Source organism: Peribacillus alkalitolerans (assembly GCF_010882125.1).
Lineage (GTDB): Bacteria > Bacillota > Bacilli > Bacillales > DSM-1321 > Bacillus_BN > Bacillus_BN alkalitolerans.
This window is the reverse complement of sequence record NZ_JAAGVZ010000002.1, coordinates 91,767-110,539: the sequence shown is the minus strand read 5'-3', so window position 1 is coordinate 110,539 and position 18,773 is coordinate 91,767. Positions and strand designations below refer to the sequence as shown.

20 protein-coding genes and 3 riboswitches are annotated in these 18,773 nt (G+C 36.2%); of the genes, 16 read left to right on the top strand and 4 right to left on the bottom strand.

Features of this window, described 5'->3' with window-relative positions:
- Positions 1–42: 42 nt before the first annotated feature.
- On the bottom strand, positions 43–1,212 hold the full coding sequence (gene metC, locus G3O09_RS02980) for a cystathionine beta-lyase (protein ID WP_163099949.1): 1,170 nt from the start codon (positions 1,210–1,212) through the stop codon (positions 43–45).
- Complete coding sequence (locus tag G3O09_RS02975) at positions 1,209–2,321, bottom strand: methionine biosynthesis PLP-dependent protein (RefSeq protein WP_163099947.1); 1,113 nt, start codon at positions 2,319–2,321, stop codon at positions 1,209–1,211. Before G3O09_RS02975 ends, metC begins: the two co-directional genes overlap by 4 nt.
- 78 nt (positions 2,322–2,399) lie before the next feature.
- Positions 2,400–2,513, bottom strand: a riboswitch (SAM riboswitch).
- 169 nt (positions 2,514–2,682) lie between these two features.
- On the opposite strand from G3O09_RS02975, the gene pcp reads away from it, so the two are divergent.
- From pcp to G3O09_RS22325, 6 genes are all read left to right on the top strand, one after another.
- Positions 2,683–3,330 (top strand): pyroglutamyl-peptidase I, encoded by a 648-nt coding sequence (pcp, locus tag G3O09_RS02970; protein WP_163099945.1) that lies wholly within the window; start codon positions 2,683–2,685, stop codon positions 3,328–3,330.
- A 184-nt stretch (positions 3,331–3,514) separates the two neighbouring features.
- Complete coding sequence (locus G3O09_RS22100) at positions 3,515–3,667, top strand: hypothetical protein (protein ID WP_205439592.1); 153 nt, start codon at positions 3,515–3,517, stop codon at positions 3,665–3,667.
- 149 nt (positions 3,668–3,816) lie between these two features.
- Positions 3,817–3,901, top strand: a riboswitch (cyclic di-GMP riboswitch).
- Between the two features lie 70 nt (positions 3,902–3,971).
- Positions 3,972–5,243 (top strand): sensor domain-containing diguanylate cyclase, encoded by a 1,272-nt coding sequence (locus G3O09_RS02965; RefSeq protein ID WP_163099943.1) that lies wholly within the window; start codon positions 3,972–3,974, stop codon positions 5,241–5,243.
- 27 nt (positions 5,244–5,270) lie between these two features.
- Entirely contained in the window at positions 5,271–6,611 is a 1,341-nt protein-coding gene (locus G3O09_RS02960) for an MFS transporter (RefSeq protein ID WP_163099941.1), read from the top strand.
- A gap of 106 nt (positions 6,612–6,717) precedes the next feature.
- Positions 6,718–6,948, top strand: a complete 231-nt coding sequence (locus G3O09_RS02955; RefSeq protein ID WP_163099939.1) for a hypothetical protein — start codon at positions 6,718–6,720, stop codon at positions 6,946–6,948.
- A gap of 277 nt (positions 6,949–7,225) precedes the next feature.
- The gene (locus tag G3O09_RS22325; protein WP_240338315.1) at positions 7,226–7,495 is read left to right on the top strand and encodes a hypothetical protein; all 270 of its coding nucleotides are present in this window, start codon (positions 7,226–7,228) and stop codon (positions 7,493–7,495) included.
- Here the strand turns inward: G3O09_RS22325 and G3O09_RS02950 are convergent.
- The gene (locus tag G3O09_RS02950) at positions 7,426–7,839 is read right to left on the bottom strand and encodes a GNAT family N-acetyltransferase (RefSeq protein ID WP_163099937.1); all 414 of its coding nucleotides are present in this window, start codon (positions 7,837–7,839) and stop codon (positions 7,426–7,428) included. The genes G3O09_RS22325 and G3O09_RS02950 overlap by 70 nt on opposite strands.
- A 123-nt stretch (positions 7,840–7,962) precedes the next feature.
- On the opposite strand from G3O09_RS02950, the gene G3O09_RS02945 reads away from it, so the two are divergent.
- Entirely contained in the window at positions 7,963–8,331 is a 369-nt protein-coding gene (locus tag G3O09_RS02945; RefSeq protein ID WP_163099936.1) for a DUF2188 domain-containing protein, read from the top strand.
- A gap of 209 nt (positions 8,332–8,540) precedes the next feature.
- Here the strand turns inward: G3O09_RS02945 and G3O09_RS02940 are convergent, their stop codons facing one another.
- Positions 8,541–9,050 (bottom strand): PPC domain-containing DNA-binding protein, encoded by a 510-nt coding sequence (locus G3O09_RS02940; RefSeq protein WP_163099935.1) that lies wholly within the window; start codon positions 9,048–9,050, stop codon positions 8,541–8,543.
- A 160-nt stretch (positions 9,051–9,210) separates the two neighbouring features.
- Positions 9,211–9,322, top strand: a riboswitch (SAM riboswitch).
- Positions 9,323–9,437: 115 nt separating this feature from the next.
- Here G3O09_RS02940 and G3O09_RS02935 point away from each other — a divergent pair.
- The 9 genes from G3O09_RS02935 (at position 9,438) to shc (ending at position 18,621) form a co-directional block, all read left to right on the top strand.
- On the top strand, positions 9,438–10,265 hold the full coding sequence (locus tag G3O09_RS02935) for a MetQ/NlpA family ABC transporter substrate-binding protein (protein WP_163099933.1): 828 nt from the start codon (positions 9,438–9,440) through the stop codon (positions 10,263–10,265).
- Positions 10,266–10,337: 72 nt separating this feature from the next.
- A complete protein-coding gene (locus G3O09_RS02930) occupies positions 10,338–11,351 on the top strand; it encodes a methionine ABC transporter ATP-binding protein (RefSeq protein WP_163099932.1) in 1,014 nt (337 codons plus the stop codon).
- A 3-nt stretch (positions 11,352–11,354) separates the two neighbouring features.
- Positions 11,355–12,026 (top strand): methionine ABC transporter permease, encoded by a 672-nt coding sequence (locus G3O09_RS02925; protein ID WP_420850319.1) that lies wholly within the window; start codon positions 11,355–11,357, stop codon positions 12,024–12,026.
- 18 nt (positions 12,027–12,044) lie between these two features.
- Positions 12,045–12,821, top strand: a complete 777-nt coding sequence (locus G3O09_RS02920) for an enoyl-CoA hydratase/isomerase family protein (RefSeq protein ID WP_163099924.1) — start codon at positions 12,045–12,047, stop codon at positions 12,819–12,821.
- Between the two features lie 16 nt (positions 12,822–12,837).
- On the top strand, positions 12,838–13,980 hold the full coding sequence (locus G3O09_RS02915) for an alpha-hydroxy-acid oxidizing protein (protein ID WP_205439591.1): 1,143 nt from the start codon (positions 12,838–12,840) through the stop codon (positions 13,978–13,980).
- A 30-nt stretch (positions 13,981–14,010) separates the two neighbouring features.
- Entirely contained in the window at positions 14,011–15,225 is a 1,215-nt protein-coding gene (locus G3O09_RS02910) for a CaiB/BaiF CoA transferase family protein (protein ID WP_163099922.1), read from the top strand.
- Positions 15,226–15,311: 86 nt separating this feature from the next.
- On the top strand, positions 15,312–16,097 hold the full coding sequence (locus tag G3O09_RS02905; RefSeq protein ID WP_163099921.1) for an SDR family oxidoreductase: 786 nt from the start codon (positions 15,312–15,314) through the stop codon (positions 16,095–16,097).
- 58 nt (positions 16,098–16,155) lie between these two features.
- Positions 16,156–16,677, top strand: a complete 522-nt coding sequence (locus G3O09_RS02900) for a YbaK/EbsC family protein (RefSeq protein ID WP_163099919.1) — start codon at positions 16,156–16,158, stop codon at positions 16,675–16,677.
- Positions 16,678–16,749: 72 nt separating this feature from the next.
- Positions 16,750–18,621 (top strand): squalene--hopene cyclase, encoded by a 1,872-nt coding sequence (gene shc, locus G3O09_RS02895; protein ID WP_275898293.1) that lies wholly within the window; start codon positions 16,750–16,752, stop codon positions 18,619–18,621.
- Positions 18,622–18,773 lie beyond the last annotated feature (152 nt).

Below are 18,773 nucleotides of genomic sequence, written 5' to 3'. Positions count from 1 at the left end.
TAATAAACACCGTTCAAATTTTTGAACGGTGTTCCTTTTGCTCTAAGAATAAACCGCACATTGATTAAACGCATACTCGAAGTCTTTAATCAAATCATCGACATTCTCAATGCCCACAGATAATCTCAATAACTTGTTAGAAATACCACGTTTATTTCGTTCTTCCTCACACATAGAGGCGTGTGACATCTTGGCGGGATAAGAAAGAATAGATTCAACCGCACCTAAGCTAACAGCAAAAACAGGGATTTTCAAGTGTTCAATAAAGTCTCCTATTTGTTCTTCATTATAAAGTTCAAAGGAAAGGACTGCACCTGGACCATTAGCTTGAGATTTCTGTAGATAATAACCTGGATGTGAAGGTAGACCTGGATAAAATACCTTTCTGATGAATGGGTGACTCTCAAGATAGGACGCTAGTTTTTCTGCAGATGATGTGGATTGTTTCAATCTTACATATAAGGTCTTTAACCCTCTTAATAGAAGCCAGCAATCTTGAACCCCCAATACTGCACCAAATGAATTTTGTAAAAAATAGAGCCTATCAGCAAGTTCTGGATTTTTTACAACGGCCAATCCTGCTAATACATCACTATGACCAGATAAAAATTTAGTTGCACTATGCAAAACAATATCAGCACCCAGATCTAACGGTTTCTGTAGAAGGGGAGTAAGAAATGTGTTATCGACAATCGTTAATGCGTTTTTTTCTTTCGCTATCTGACTAATTGCTTGTATGTCTATGATCTTTAATAATGGATTTGATGGTGTTTCGATGTAAAAGGCCTTTGTGTTTGGCCGTATCGCTTTTTTAACTTCTTCTAAATTCGTCATATCAACAAAGGTATGATAGATTCCAAGTCTATTAAGTACTTCTGTTACCACTCGGTATGTGCCGCCATATACATCTTCAGAAATGATGATATGATCCCATTGGGAAAATAATAAAAATGTACTTGAAATAGCTGCCATACCTGAAGAAAATGCAAACCCTCTATAGCCATTTTCAAGTAGAGCTATCTGTTCTTCTAATGCTTTCCTGGTTGGATTACCTGAACGAGAATAATCATATTCACCAAAATGATCTAATTTATTTTGATGAAAAGTCGACGATAAATGAATAGGGACATTTACCGCTCCGGTTGTTGGCTCTGTTTTGTTTGAATGATGCAATAGATTGGTTTGAAATGAAAAACAGGGACTTTCGTTCATGATAATACCTCCACTTGTACTGATTTAAGGGCATATTCTAAATCATTGATTAAATCGGTTTCATTTTCGATTCCGACAGATAAACGAAGAAGACGATTACATACCCCACGACTTATACGAATTTCCTCAGGGATATCAGCATGTGTTTGAGTGGCTGGATATGTAATGAAGCTTTCAACACCACCAAGGCTTTCAGCAAATGTAATTAGCCTAAACGATTTCAATAATTTAGGAACCCATTCCTCTTTCTTCAACCTAAAAGAGATCATGCCTCCACGACCAGGGTATAGGACATCACTAACTGCTTCATGATTTTGTAAATAAGAAACAACCTTTTTTGCGTTTTCCTCATGTTTCGCCATTCGAAGCGATAATGTTTTCATCCCCCTAATTAACAGCCATGAATCAAATGGGCTGAGCACTGCTCCAGATGCATTATGATGATAAAACAATTGTTCGCTAAGCTTCTTCCCTTTAGACACAATCAAACCTGCCAGCACATCATTATGGCCACCAAGGTATTTAGTTGCACTATGAATGACAATATCTGCCCCTAATTCAATAGGTCTTTGAAGTAAAGGTGTGTAGAAAGTGTTATCTACTATAAGTAGTAAATCATGTTTCTTAGCAATGGCTGCGATTTCTTGAATATCTGTGATCTCCATTAGTGGATTAGATGGAGTTTCCAAGAAAATTGCCTTTGTTGAGGAGGTGATAGCATTTTCTACCTCTTGGGTATTTGCTGTATTAACGTATTGGCTAGTCAATCCCCATTTACGATAGCCTTCTTCCAACAAGCGATAAGTTCCACCATATAAATCCTTTGATACAATCCATTCATCTCCTGATTGGAATAAGCACAATAGAGTAGCAATTGCGGCCATCCCCGAACTACATGCGAAGCCTTGATCACCGCCTTCTAAATTTGCAATGGCTTTTTCTAATAACCCACGAGTTGGATTTCCAGTTCTACTATAGTCAAATCCTGTTGATTCACCAATTCCTTCGTGCCTATAAGCCGTAGAAAAGTAGACTGGTGGGTTGACGGTACCAGTTGCGGTGTCACTTTTGTTCCCAATTTGTACAAGTCTTGTCTCAATTTCAAACATTAATTTTCCCCCTAAAATCATTTAGAAAAATAAAAAAGCCCTTCATAAGAAGAAGGACTTTTAAAAGCAGAGCCGTTCTCCTTATCTCCCAAGTCCGAAATGAACTTGATGGAATTAGCACCTTTTCAACTTTATAGCTGAAGGTTGCTGAGGTGTCATAGGGCCATTTCCCTCTACCTCTCTTGATAAAGAAATATTCAATTTAATTGTCGTTATTAATGTATAACAATTAGGAAAAAATTACAACAACAAATTGTTGAATCATTCAAAAAATAGTGTTAGGGTCTATTTAACATTGAAAAAGTCCATAAACCTTTTTTTATAAGATACGAAAAAGTTAATTGTTTTAGGAGGCATACCAATGGGAAATATTTTAATCACAGGCTTTGATCCATTTGGTGGGGAACAAACAAATCCATCAATAGAAGCAGTCAAGAAATTAAATGAACAAGTAATTAAACATCACACCGTAGTCGCACGTCAATTACCAACTGTATTTAATGAGTCTATAAATACATTAAAAGAATATATGGATGAACTAAAACCATTCCTGGTGATTTGTGTAGGACAAGCAGGCGGAAGACCAGATATTACCTTTGAAAGAATTGCAATCAATGTAAATGATGCTCGAATCCCAGACAATAACGGCCAACAACCTATAGATACTCCAATTATCCAGGATGGACCTGTTGGGTACTGGTCCACTCTTCCTATTAAATCGATGGTAAAAAATCTAAGAGAAAATGGGGTACCTGCCACTATATCACACACTGCAAGTACGTTTGTTTGTAATCATATTTTTTATGCACTTTTACATATCTTACATGGAAAAGGTAATGCTATCAGGGGCGGATTTATCCATATCCCTTTCCTACCTGAACAGGCTGCAAAACATCCAGGACAACCTAGCATGTCTCTTGATACCATTGTTAGAGGTCTTGAATTGGCAATTGAGGCAGCTGTAAATCATGAAAATGATATAGTTGTGGTCGGAGGACAAACACATTAGATATTAAATCAAGTACCTCAAAAGAAATTAGATAAATGATTAAAACGCAATGGCTTTTTGCTGGCCATTGCGTTTTAGTATCCAATAAAAACCTTTTGTATCAAAATGATTTATTCCAACTTTCTTTGTTATTGAATAGATGTTTATCGCAAGGAAAATAATGATGATGAAAGGAGTGTCATAAATGATGAAAAAAAAGACAAACAATGACCCTACACTTGCTGAAGGAATAAATACAGACGACGTGTTAAATGAAAGTGCTACAGAAGAGGAAATCAAACAAGGGGAATACACGCAAGTGATTACATTATCATTAGACGAAAATAATCCTAGTTAGATAGCACGTATAACAAAGGGATAATTAGCAAGGACATGGAATATATATTTAATAATATTGTAATGTTGGAAATTTTATAATTATAATTGACTATGATAAAAAAGAACTATATATTTAGTATAATATGTAAATACATAGTACTAATTAAATAAGGTTTAGGGCAAATTCATTGAAAAATGAAGACGCAAAGCTATAGGGGCTAAAGTCATATGACTATGCCAGCCAGTTACCGTAATTAATTTTGTAGTCATAGATTAATCGGTAATCGATTAATCTTTTTTTGAGTTTTTTAGGAGATAATTAAGTGGTTTTATTGACCACTACTTATGACTTACAGGATTATATTTCTTTTAAAGGAGGTATTATTGTGGGATTTACAAGCTCTGAAAACCAAAAAATCTTAAATATGATCAACCACCTGTTAAAAGATATTCAGTCCGGAAATTCTTCTTATCATTCATTCAATAAATCTTTTTTTAATAATATTGATGATAGTGAAACAAAGGGGATTCTAGAATCTATATTCGAACAACTATTTTCAATTAATGCTCAAATGGAAAACATGAGTTGGTTAAATAAGCACTACAGAATATTGCATGAGTTTGGACAAATTTGTAGCAAGACGTTAGATGAAAGTACTCTACTTCAAAATGCATATGAAATGGTTTCGAAGGTAATGCCTACAGAATCATTTTTCATTGCTTTATATAATGAGGCCGAATCTCAAATTAAAATCATATTTTTGGTTGAACATGGTGAAATTTTCCCGGAGATTACTACTGACCTTGGTGATAATTATATTTCGAAAGTAATAAGAAGTCGAAAAATCATACATCAAAATCAAGCCAGTGAATTAAAAGAGTTTGATGCTGTGATTGGAGATGAAACCTGTTCTTGTATTTTTGTTCCAGTCATTATTGACGATCATGTAAAAGGTGTGATTTCTGCTCAAAGTTTTAGAGATTTTGCCTATCGAAAGGAACATGAAGATTTACTACAAATCATTGGTACTCAAGTCATTAATTCCATTGAAACAGCTAGGCTCTATGAAAAAATTTATACCATGTCCCAGACAGATGAGCTAACTGGTTTAAAGAATCAAAGGGCCTTTCACAATGATTTAGAGAAGTTATTAGAAGATAAGAACAAGGATATCAAGCTTATCATGTTAGACTCTGACAATTTGAAGAATGTAAACGATAATTATGGTCATGATGTCGGTGATTTATATTTGAAAGTGCTAGCTGATGGAATAAATAGTATTAGTAATAATTTTGTAACTGGTTATAGATATGCTGGAGATGAATTTTTAATCATTATTAGGGGAGAGAGAGAAAGCAATATAGATCAGATTTATGAAAATTTAAATCATTATTATTTTAAAAACCCAATCAAAATTAATAATAAACAAATTTTTATTACGTTTAGTTCAGGTGTTGCATATTATCCACTACACGGTAATTCTGTAGACTCTTTAAAAAAAGCTGCTGATAAAGCTTTGTATGTTGCAAAAAAACAAGGGAAAAATCAACAGGTCATTGCAGGTGACGAGACTGATTGCGATTTCATCATTTGATACAATCCCAAAAAGGGGAATAAAGCAATGAAAATTGATGGTTTAAAGACCTTTCTTATTATTTGGTTCGGTCAATTGGTATCAGTCATAGGTTCTGGGTTAACCCATTTCGCACTAGGTGTTTGGGTACTTAAGACTACTGGCTCTGTAACGATGTTTTCTCTTATTCTATTATTTTCTACATTACCAGCAATCCTATTTTCACCATTTGCTGGTGTCATAGTCGATCGATTTGATAGAAGAAAGGTCATGATTATCAGTGACTCGATTGCTGGTGTAGGAACTTTATTAATTTTTGCTTTATTTAAGGCAAACAATTTAGAAATATGGCATCTGTATATCATCTTGTCTTTTTCTTCCATTGCGGGCTCCTTACAGTTTCCAGCCTATCAAGCTGCCATCTCTACACTTGTCCCTAAAAAGCATTTAGGTAGAGCTAGTGGGATGGTTCAGGTTGCGGAATCTATTGCAATTATTATTAGTCCTATTTTGGCTGGGTTCCTTTTTCAACTCATAGATTTACACGGCATAGTCCTCATAGATTTTTCAACATTCCTCGTTGCATTTTTATCTCTTTTGTTTGTAAGAATTCCAAGAGTCACAAGTCATGATAAAGTAGATCATAAAAAAACATCTGTCTTTACCGAAGCGATTAACGGATGGAAATATATTATTGAACGTCCAGGATTATTGTGGCTGTTGGTTTTCTTTGCTATATCGAATTTTCTATTAGGTTTTTATAATATTTTGCTCCAGCCATATGTCCTATCTTTTTCTAATGAAAAAATTCTTGGCTTCGTTATTTCTTCTCTCGGAATAGGAATGTTAATAGGCGGTCTTTTAATGGGGGCATGGGGTGGACCAAAGCAAAGGATCAAAGGTATATTAGGATTCGGTTTTCTCTCAGGATTAGCACTTACACTAGCCGGGTTAAAAGCCTCTGCTGTTATGGTGGCAATTTCTATTGGGATCATGTCTTTTTTCATGCCTCTTACAAATGGGTGCAGTCAGGTGATTTGGCAAAGTAAGGTACCGCACCATATTCAAGGTCGTGTATTCGCACTTAGGAGAATGATTGCAATGTCTTTAAGTCCCATTGCCTATATACTTGCAGGTCCACTCATAGACTTTGTATTTGAGCCTTCCATGAAAGAAAATGGATTCCTGGCTGGCACCCTTGGGCATATTTTTGGTGTAGGGGAAGGGAGGGGCATGGGAGTGTTTATAACAATAATAGGTATATGTTGGGCTATTACTGCAATACTTTTATATTTACACCCTAGAGTTAAAAATTTAGAGGCAGAATTGCCTGATAATCAAGTGGTATCACAAAGTGATGAGAATACAAAATCGGTCCAGGCGCGTTAAAAACAAGACCAATTAAACTAATTAACAAACTTCTTGAGTTTTACTGTTATCAAAGAATGGGTATATGAATAAATATAAAAATAGTCCTTAATCAGGAGGGAATTTTATGTTATTTCTAGTTGGAGCCGTATATATCCTTGGTATTATTGTAACGATTGTATTACTTAGAAAAAAATCGCTGTTTGCAATTCCAGTTATCCTAGGCTTAATCGGATTAGATATGATATTAGGAAGTTCATCCTTACATTCCCAGCTATCAAATCATACCCTTGAATATTCAGGCATTGGCTATGTTGCATTATCAGTTTTCTTGTTTTTAATGATGATTGCTATTTAACCAATAATTTTAAAAGGCAAATATGCCTTTTTTTTTTTCGAAAAAAAGGTGACTCCAAAACAAACTCATTATTACATGATATTGATTGAAAATGAGATTAGATTTATAGAGTCACCTTAAAAATTGTTTTAATTTGCACACCATTCCTCTAGATTCCAAACATGGATTACCCAATCCTTATAAAATTCAGGTTCATGGGAGACTAGTACATATTGGATGCACAAGCTACCTGTAAGGTATATAATTAATTGAGTTAGAAATTTAAGGGGTGGTTTACATGGCAAAATCAGAAGCAAAGAAAAAAAGGGAAAAGTTAAAAAGGGAAGGAAAACGAAATCCAGAGGCTGGAAGAAGCCCTTATGTCTTCACAGACATGACAACAAGAAAGACTAAAACAAAGAAGGAAAAATTATATCAAGAGAAGCATAAAGGGCGGGTATACTCTGATAATGGAGATAGCCGCTCTTATTTATTTTCTTACCTATCAAAAATCCATAAATTAAACTTTTCTCCTACATTATCTAATACCCAACCTGTTTTTCTATAGTATTCATTAAAGCCCGATTCAACAGGGCACATAGCTTGGATAGGAGCAATGTTCAGTGTCTTTAACATTTTTTCCATCAAACCATTCCCACGATAATCTTTTCTAATTGCAAATTGATAGAGAGAGATCGTCTTCGTTGATTTCTTCGGGTAAAATCGTGCAGCCCCTATTACTTCATTTTTCTCAACTACTACTAACATTTGATTTCTTCTTATTGAGGCAAGTACTCCATCAGGACAGAGAAATTCCAGATTATATAAACCAGAATGAGTAGAATCCAAATTTGATGTTAAAAAAGAAACAATTTCGTCCGAGAAAGCTGGATTGGCTAATCCTATATACATTTACGTTGTTCCTCCAAATAAGAATATACGTTCTTATTATAGCAACTTCTACTAGAAAAAGGAAAAAGTTTGTTTTCTTAAAATGAAATAGGGAAAGTGAATAGTAAAGGAGGAGGAGTATTCATGCCTTGGACAAAGAACGATTATCCAGATTCATTTAAAAATATGGAGAATCAAGTAAGGAATAAAGCGATAGAAATAGCAAACGCGCTGCTACGCGATGGATATGATGAAGGAAGAGCCATCCCAATAGCAATGGAAAAGGCCCGCGAATTTGTGGGTGGCAACAAGGATCAGGAGGTGTACACAATAGAATCTCATGAAAAAGGGTGGCAATTAAAAAAGGAGGCTGGAGAAAGGGCAATATACATTGAAGATACCAAACAATCGTTAATTAAAAAGGCAAAGCCGTATGTTAATGAGCAGAACGGAGTATTAAAAATTTATCATACTGATGGATCGTTGGAGGATACGTTATATGAATATGATTAATGAAAGAGTGCATGTTTTGCACTCTTTTTTTGTTTTACTAATGTCGTATATTGTCGTTTAGTTGATAAACCATTACTATTGGCTGATAAAACGGAGGGAATCCGCCGTTAAACTTATCATTTCGGTAGATAAACTTACATTTTCGGTCAATAAATCCATGTATTTTCTAGATAAAAAATTAAGGATGGCTTATTTGCCATCCTACATAATTAATTCTCTATAACCGTAGTATACGATTCGCCTTTTTTCACTGGATAAAACTGATTGCCACCTGTCTCTTCATCAAATTTTCGATAAAGATTCATCTCTTTTATCTCCGTAATAACCATGTCTACAGTAATAACAGGGTTTTCTCCTTTCACTAAATGACCTCCAAATACTCTGCCTTCTTTGTCACACATTGTTCCATGTACATGAAGTTCATATTGATCATCTCTTTGACAAACCACACCAGTACCATTTAATAATTCTATAGGGCCTTCAACACCTATCAAATCACTGTACCCTGCACCAATTGAGCTTTCAGGTTTCGGAACTAAATATAAAAATCCAGTACTTTGAAAACTACCAAAACAATTGGTTATAGATGCAGACTTTATACTATTTTCTCTACAAATTTCCTCAATGCCTGTTAGCAAATCCGTACCAGGCAATAGTCTAGCCGCAACGATTTTACCAGGAGATCCTGTTGCATAGTGAGCTCTAATTTTTCGTGTCATATTTTCAGTCCTTTTTCTATAAATTTGCAATATTAGCAATTGGTACATATTATATGATTGAAAAATAGATTAGTAAAATAATAAAAAAAATATTTGACATTTGAAAAAATATCCTGTAATTTTACGTTTATAAGTTTTATTCAACTTAATATTTTGAATTCTCTTATCAAGAGTAGCGGAGGGACTGGCCCGATGAAGCTCGGCAACCGTTCATGTTTTTACATGAAAAGGTGCTAAATCCTGCAAAACATTTTTGTTTTGAAAGATAAGAGAGGACGAACACATATTTGTGTTATTTAAGCCTCTCTTTCATTTTTTTGAAGGGAGGCTTTTTGTTTTACGTATTTTGGCAAAAAATATTTTACTTTTCTAGGGAGGAAGATTTTGATGAAAAAATGGGCAATTTTATTATCTTTACTATTATTAATTGGAGTATTAGCAGGTTGTGGCAGTGATAAAGCGTCTGGTGACGGAGGAAAACATTTAAACGACAAAAAACTAGTTATTGGAGTCACTGCAGGACCACATGAACAAATCGTTGAAAAGGTAAAGGAAGTAGCTGCAAAAGATGGATTGGAGCTTGAATTGAAAGTATTCTCTGATTATATCGTTCCAAATACAGCTTTAGCTGAAGGTGAATTGGATGTAAATAGTTATCAGCATAAACCTTTCTTAGATCAATTCAATAAGGACCACAACACTAATTTAGTACCGGTCGGAAAAACAATCTTAAATCCTATGGGTGTTTACTCCAATGAATTTAAAAGCCTTGATGACCTTCCAAAAGGAGCAAAAGTGGGATTACCAAACGACCCAACAAACGGATCACGTGCACTTTTCGTTTTTGAAGAAGCTGGTTTAATCAAGATTAAAGATGATAAAAGGGAAACAGCTTCCATTCACGACTTAGCAGAAAATCCAAAAGAAATCGAATTCATTGAATTAGATGCAGCACAGATTCCAAAACAATTGAGTGAATTAGACGCTGCTGCAATTAACACAAACTTTGCTTTGGAAGCAGGACTAAATCCTAAAAAAGATTCAATCATACTGGAGTCTACAGATTCACCCTATGTCAATTTCCTAGTGGTAAGAGCAGAAAATGAGAAAGATCCTGTTGTAAAAAAACTAAGAAAAGCTTATCAGTCAGAAGAAGTTAAGAAGTTTATTGAGGAAGAGTTTGGAGGTTCAGTCATTCCTAGCTGGGATAACTAACTTGAGCAGGTTGGGCCCCACTTAGGTGTTTAAGTGGGGTCAGACCCCAATCCAAGAAAGGGATGTGAAAACATGATTGAATTGAAGAATGTTTCGAAAGAATTTGGTACTAAAAAAGGGATTATACAAGCAGTAACAGATGTGAACCTTCTTGTTAAAAAAGGCGAAATTCACGGGGTAATCGGCTACAGTGGTGCAGGTAAAAGTACATTAATCCGATGCGTCAATCTTTTGGAGAAGCCTACTCAAGGAAACATTTTGATAAATGGAGTGGAAGTAACTTCTTTATCTGCACCTAAGCTAAGAGATACGAGAAAAAAAATCGGGATGATTTTCCAAGGCTTTAATCTATTAAAAACGGCGACAGTTTATGACAATATTGCCTTACCCTTAAAGTTAATAGGAATTGATAAAAATGAAATACATAATCGAGTAGTTAAGTATTTAGATATAGTTGGTCTTTCAGAAAAAGAAAAAGCATTTCCTAGTCAATTGTCTGGAGGACAAAAACAGCGTGTGGCGATTGCAAGGGCACTAGCCGGGGAACCTGAAATTTTACTAAGCGATGAAGCAACGAGCGCACTTGATCCTGAAACCACGGATTCAATCCTGGATTTATTGTTGAAAATCAATAAAGAATTAGGGATTACGATTTTATTAATCACGCATGAAATGAATGTTATCCAAAAAATCTGTGACCACGTATATGTAATGGAAAATGGTTCAATAATTGAACAAGGTTCTGCCGTTGACCTGTTTACTAGACCAAAGCAAGATACCACAAAAAAATTCTTAAACACCATCTCACAGAGAAAGCTCTCTCCTTCGTTAATCCAACAATTAAAAATCAATGGAACAGTGGTAAGGCTTACATTTGTGGGGAAATCAACTGGACAGCCACTATTATCAACAGTAAGTAAGCATTATCAAGTAAATCCCAATATTCTAACTGCCAACATTATCGAATTAAAAAATGGGATTGTGGGAAATCTTGTGATCCATCTTACAGGCGACCAAAAAGAAAATGACGCAGCGATTCGTTTCCTAGAGGAAGAGGGAGTGTCAGTAGAGGAAGTGGAGGGATAAAACATGTTGAATTCTGAAGGTTTTTTTGAACAATGGCTTCCCTTAATTGGAGAGTCGTTAATTGAAACATTCCAAATGGTAGGTATATCCTTACAGTTTTCAGTTTTGTTAGGAGTTCCACTGGGCGTTTTATTAGTATTATCTAGACCAGGCCAATCACTTGAGAACAAGTGGTTATATCAAGGATTAAATATAATCATCAATATTATTCGATCTGTACCCTTCATTATCCTATTATTTTTCATATTACCTTTTACTAAGTTTCTAGTTGGTACAACAATAGGGGTTAAGGGGGTCATTGTCCCTCTTGTAATATATACAGCTCCATATATTTCTAGATTAATGGAATCCTCCCTACTCGAAGTAGATAAAGGCGTAATTGAAGCTTACAAAGCTATGGGGATTACCAATGGGAAAATCATTTGGAATGTCATGTTAAGGGAAGCAAGGCCATCCATAATCCTAGGGTTAACCATTGCAACAGTAAGTTTGATAGGAGCCACAGCCATGGCGGGACTTGTCGGGGCAGGTGGACTAGGAGATTTAGCGTATCGTTTTGGGCATTTACGCTATGAAGTGGATGTTATGTATGCAACAGTATTAATCCTCATCATCCTTGTTCAAAGCATTCAAACGCTAGGTAATAAGCTCGCGGCACAATTGAAGAAAGACTAACCAAAGGTAGGTGCCATCATGACAACTGAGCTTTATTGGAAAAAAGATGGGGCGACTGCCTCATTAATCATTAACCGCCCACATAAAAAGAACGCTTTTTCATTAGAGATGTTTCAACAGCTTTCTATATTAATAGAAGAAATAGAAAATGATCCTACTATTAAAGTATTAATAATAAGAGGGGTGGATGATTCTGCCTTTGCAGCAGGAGCTGATATCACTGAATTTCTTGAAATCCGTTTATCCGCCCAAAAAGCTAAGGAATATAATGATATAACCCTCCATTCAATTGATAGACTGTATCGTTGTAGGATCCCAACCATTGCGCTTATTCAAAGTTTAGCCATTGGTGGTGGCCTTGAACTGGCCCTTGCTTGTGATTTCCGAATTGCTTCTAATGATAGCTTGCTTGGAATTACAGCATCAAAGCTTGGAATAGTATATAACTTAACAAGCACTAAAAGGTTGTTGGATGTAATCGGACCTTCCAAAACAAAAGAATTACTTTTTACCGGAAAATTAATAAGTGCATCTGAAGGTAAGGAAATTGGTTTAATTGACTATGTGTACAAAGCAAATGACATCCAAAGGGAAACGGAACTATTTGCACAGACAATCTCTGAAAGATCGTCCGTCTCAACAACAGGAATTAAAAAAGTAATCCAAGCTATTTTGGATGGTGAACAGGAAGAAAATGATTATATATCACAGCTCATTTTAGATTCCTTTAGTTCTGATGACTATAAAGAAGGAATCGCAGCATTCTTAGAAAAAAGAAAACCCAAATTTGTGTAAAGGAGGTTCATTACCATTGAGTACCTCAATAGTAAAAGATTCACTTCTACAAAATATTAGCTCTACGGATTATTTCCCAGTTTCATTTGAAGAGCTAGAACAACAAGCAATTCAAAAAATGTCTCAAGGCGGTTTTGGGTATGTACGGTCTGGTGCAGGAGGGGAACAAACATTACGAAAAAACCAAGAATCACTTTCTAAGCTATCTATTGTACCGAGAGTTTTAAGAGATGTTTCCAAATTGGATACTAGTATATCTTTATTTGGACGTACATACGTACAACCGTTTTTACTAGCCCCAGTCGGGATGTTGAAGCTTGCTCACGAGGAAGGAGATATTGCTGTCGCAAAAGCTGCTGCAGCTCACCAAATTCCATATGTACAAAGCACCGTCTCAAGTTTTTCTATTGAAGAGGTTGCAGAAGCTAGTCTAAACAGTCCTAAATGGTTCCAGTTGTATTGGTCTAATAATGAAGAAATCTCCTTTAGTATGGTTAAGCGAGCGGAGAAAGCTGGTTATGAGGCTATCATATTAACGGTTGATACAGTGATGCTTGGCTGGAGAGAAGAGGACATGAGGAATCGTTTTTCACCCTTAAGGCTTGGGGTAGGAAAAGCAAACTATGAAACCGATCCTGTTTTTTCAAGTTCTTTGGCTAGTCTTGATGATGAATCTGTCATTCAAGGAATCTTAGATAATGTTCATCATCCTTCTTTAAATTGGACTCATATAGCTAGATTGAAGAAGATTACGAGTCTACCCATCCTACTAAAAGGAATATTACATCCAGAAGATGCACTACTTGCTATTGAAAATGGTGTTGATGGGATCATTGTTTCAAATCATGGAGGAAGACAGCTTGATGGAGTCATCTCAGCCATTGATGCACTACCACCAATCGTACGTTCAGTTAATGGACAAATTCCTGTGTTGTTTGACAGTGGGATTCGCAGAGGCTCAGATATAGTGAAAGCATTAGCATTAGGGGCAAAAGCAGTATTTATAGGTAGACCTTATGTTTACGCGTTAGCTATTGGTGGGCAAGTGGGAGTAGAAAGAGTCATTTCAAATTATATCCAAGATACAAAAGTATCTCTATCACTAGCTGGAGTTTCAAGTGTTAAAGAACTTCCTACTATAAATATCGTTCATTCATAGTAGGAAGCTTTAAAAAGGAGTTTTATAGATATGAAGCAAGCTCTAGAAGGAATGAAGGTCATCGACCTCACTCAAATATTAGCAGGACCATATACTAGTATGGTATTAGGAGACATGGGGGCGGACGTCATTAAAATTGAAAGATTCCCCTATGGTGATGATACACGGAGAATGGGGCCATATATAGATGAAGAAAGCTATATGTATATGATGGTCAACCGTAATAAAAGAGGTATGTGCATAAACCTCCAAGAAGAAGAAGGCAGGAAGATTCTATTTGAGCTGATCAAAACCGCTGATGTCTTTATAGAAAATTATCGGCCAGGTGTCACGAAAAAGTTAGGTATAGACTTTGAAACATTAAAGGAAATCAATCCAAGCCTTATTTATTGTTCCATATCCGGTTACGGACAAACTGGCCCATATCGACATAAGGGTGGATTTGATATTATGGCCCAAGGCATGTCCGGCTTAATGGATATGACAGGGGAAAGAGATGGAAAACCAGTAAAGGTTGGGATTGCCATCCATGATATTGCAGCCGCACAAACAGCCATCCAATCTATATTATCGGCGTATATTTATCGTCTAAAAAGCGGATTAGGTCAGTACATCGACGTATCACTAGTTGATTCTGCCCTTGCATGGACAGTATGGGAAGCAGCGGCTTATTTTGGCAAAGGGGACATTCCTCAAAGGAATGGGACTGCACATAGAGTATCTGCACCTTACCAGGGATTCCAAACTCAGGATGGATTTATTTTAATTGGAGCAGCCAATCAAAAATTGTGGGAGAAATTCTGTCTACTGGTCCTACAAAAGCCTGAATGGATTCAGGACCCAAGGTATTTAACCAATAGTCTTCGTAATGAACATGTATCCCAATTAGAATCGGAAATCGAAGCAATCTTGGTGACTAACCCTTCGATATATTGGTTAGAATTATTGGAAAAACACAATATACCTTCAGGACCTATTTACTCCTACGACCAAACATTGGATGATCCACATATTAAAGCAAGAGAAATGATTCTTTCAATCGAGCACCCAGTAGCAGGGACTATTCAAACACTTGGATTTCCAGCGAAATTTTCCAAAACTCCTGGGAGTCTAGACAAACCAGCTCCATTACTGGGTCAACATAATGAAGAAATATTAAATGAAATAGGATTTTCGGCTAGTGATGTGGAACATTTAAGACAGCAGGGGATAATTAGCGGTGTTGTTAAATCGCTTAATTCGTAGAAAGAAAATAGTTTTCTACTTTATTTAGATATTACTTAAAACCCCTAGATCTTAGGGGATTTTTTCTTTGAAAAGGGGACTTTAACATGGAATTGAATTTGCAGGGGAAAACCGCATTAGTAATCGCATCAAGTCAAGGCCTAGGAAAAGCGGTTGCTCAGCAACTTGCACAAGAGGGTGTGAATATCATGCTTGCAAGTCGTGACGAAGGAAAGCTTCAGCAAACTAAGAGTGAATTACTAAGTCTTGGTGCAGGAAAAATAGCTTATCAGATAACTGATATTACAAAAATAAATGATATCCAATCTTTGGTACAATCCACTATAGATACATTCGGAAAAATAGATATTGTCATTAATAATGCTGGTGGTCCACCGGCAGGTAAATTTGAAGATATGTCAGATGAAGAATGGCAACAAGCATTTGAATTGAACCTTTTAAGTTACATACGGATTATTCGTGAAGTAATTCCTCACCTAAAGAAAGAAGGAGGAAGAATCATAAATATTGCTTCTTCATCTATAAAACAGCCAATTCCAGGACTTATACTTTCCAACACTTTTCGTTTAGGTATTGTTGGCTTGACCAAAACACTTTCAGTTGAATTGGCCCCTTACAATATTTTAATTAATACAGTCGCACCAGGGAGAATAGAAACTGACAGAACGAAACATCTTGATCAAATAAATGCTGATAAACAAGGGATTTCTCTAGAGGCTGCATCCGATCAAGCCAAGAGAGCGATCCCATTAGGACGATATGGGACACCTGAAGAATTCGCGAAAGTAGTCACTTTTCTTGTCTCAGGTGCAAGTTCATATATAACAGGAAGTTCTTTGTTAGTTGATGGTGGCATGGTTACATCGATTTAAATATTAATTTCACTAATTTATAGATTGAAAAAATAATGTAATGAAAGGATCTGAAATTATGTCAATTGAAAGCGTAAAAGCTCATTTAAAACAGTGGAATCGTGAAAAGGATATTATGGAATTTGACAGACTTAGTGCGACCGTTGAACAGGCAGCAGATATTATTGGTGTGATTCCTGCACGAATTGCAAAGACCCTCTCCTTTAGAGGCGAAGGAGAATCTGCTATATTAATCGTCGCTGCAGGAGATGCCAAGGTGGATAATAAAAAGTTTCGTGAAACATTTGGCTTCAAGGCACGTATGCTTTCTCCAGATGAAGTATTGATACAAACCGGCCATGCAATTGGTGGTGTTTGTCCCTTCGGTTTAATAAATCCTTTAGACGTTTATTTAGATGTATCGATGAAACGATTTGACACTCTATTTCCTGCTTGTGGAAGCACTAATTCAGCAATCAAACTAACGCTGGAAGAAATCCTACAATATGCAGGAGCAAGAGGATGGGTTGATGTTTGTAAAGCGTGGAATGAAGAACCGAATTTAGAGAAAGAGATCGTAATAAAACAAGGTCATTCATAAATTTCATTTCATACGGATCCTATAAAGCTGAATACATATAATTTATAGCTTTTAGGAAAAGAGGGATGACATATATCGTATGAATCATTAGTAAACAATATCCAGTTTCGAATGAGAAAATTAGAAAAGTTACAAACAAGCAACGGTTCTTGGTCATTTGTCTTCCAAGGACCCATTCTTACGGATTGTATGTTGATAATGTTGATTCGTACCTTAAAGATTAATTCAGATGATACTGTAAAAGCATTGCTAAAAAGGATTGTAAGTCAACAAAATCCAAACGGCTCGTGGAAATTATATAGTGATGAAAAGGATGGGAATGTTTCAGCAACGATTCAAGCATATACAGCGATGTTAATCTCGGGTAAGTATTCACGAGTAGATGAAGAAATGAAAAAAGCTGAAGCATTCATCATGGAACATGGGGGATTATCGAAAGCTCATTTTATTACCAAGATGATGCTAGCAGTTAATGGTTTATACCCCTATCCTTCCTATTTTTACTTTCCAATGACTTATTTTTTGCTTCCGCCTGAGCTTCCTTTTAGTATGTATCACTGCAGCAACTATGCAAGAGTCCATCTTACACCTATGATAATTTGTATGAATAAGCGGTTTTCAAAGAGCCATCCCATTGACTCAAGCTTCTTTTCGAAGCAAAAAGAAGGTTTGTGGTTTAAAGAAGACCGAGAGGCATGGCACAAATATTTTATCGATATATTCAAATCCATCGCCCTTACCCCCATTCATCTCCATAGGGCAGGATATGATGCTGCTAAAAAGTTGATGCTGAAACGAATTGAGATAAATGGAACTCTCTACAGTTATGTCACCTCTACGTTTTATATGATTTATGCATTATTAGCGCTAGGCTCCAATGAAAATTCTCCCAAAATCAAGCGAGCAATTGAAGGGATCATGGGGTATATAACAACCACTAAAGAAGGTTTACATGTTCAAAATTCACCTTCTCAAATTTGGGATACCGCCTTACTTTCCTATTCACTACAAGAAGCAGGGATGTCTGAAAGCCATCCACTCATCCAAAAAGCCAACCAATATTTATTGGAAAAACAACATGTGATACGTGGGGATTGGGCGATAAATGCACCCAACGCAACGGCAGGGGGATGGGGTTTTTCTGACACTAACACTTTCGTTCCAGATAATGATGATACGAGCGCTGCATTACGTGCATTAACTAGGCAAGGCTCTTCCAATTCCAAAGTGAAGAAAGCTTTAGACAGGGGACTTTCGTATTTACTTTCCATGCAGAACACGGATGGAGGTTGGGGGGCTTTTGAGAAAAATGCCTATCAATCGTTACTTACCTATTTGCCCATAGAAAATGCAAAAGAGGCACTCCTTGATAACTCAACGCCAGATCTTACTGGTAGAGTTCTAGAATACTTAGGAAATTTTGCTGGTTATAGTACCAGTAATCCAGCGATCAAGAAAGCGGTATCTTGGCTTTTAAAAGAGCAGAACCCAAATGGAAGCTGGTATGGCAGATGGGGTATTTGCTATATTTATGGGACCTGGGCAGCTGTCACAGGATTGCGAGCAGTTGGAATTCCTAAGGATCATCCGGCAATTATGAAAGCTGTCAGATGGTTAGAGTCAATACAAAATAATGATGGCGGATTTGGAGAATCCTGTTCAAGTGCTGAGAAAGAAAATTATATTCCTCTCCATTTTAGTACCCCTTCACAGACAGCTTGGGCATTAGGCACTTTATTGACTAGCGTTAATGTTGAGTCTGAATCTATAAAAAAAGCCGTGCATTTTCTATTAATTCAGGAGTCATCAGATGAGAGAAGTGCCACTTATCCAACTGGTCTAGGATTACCTGGGATCTTTTATATTTACTATGAAAGCTACAATGAAATCTTTCCTTTAATAGCTTTAGGGCAATATCGCAAACAGCTCCAGCCCGAAATTTGATATAGAATGTTATTAATCTTGTAGAAAATTTTTCTCCTATATTGAATATTATTTAGTCTTGCTTCAATAATGAAGTAAGGCTTTTTTGATTCAAAGGAGAAAATAGGTGGCATTTCCATGTTTTTACGAAACGATGCTATATAAAATTATTT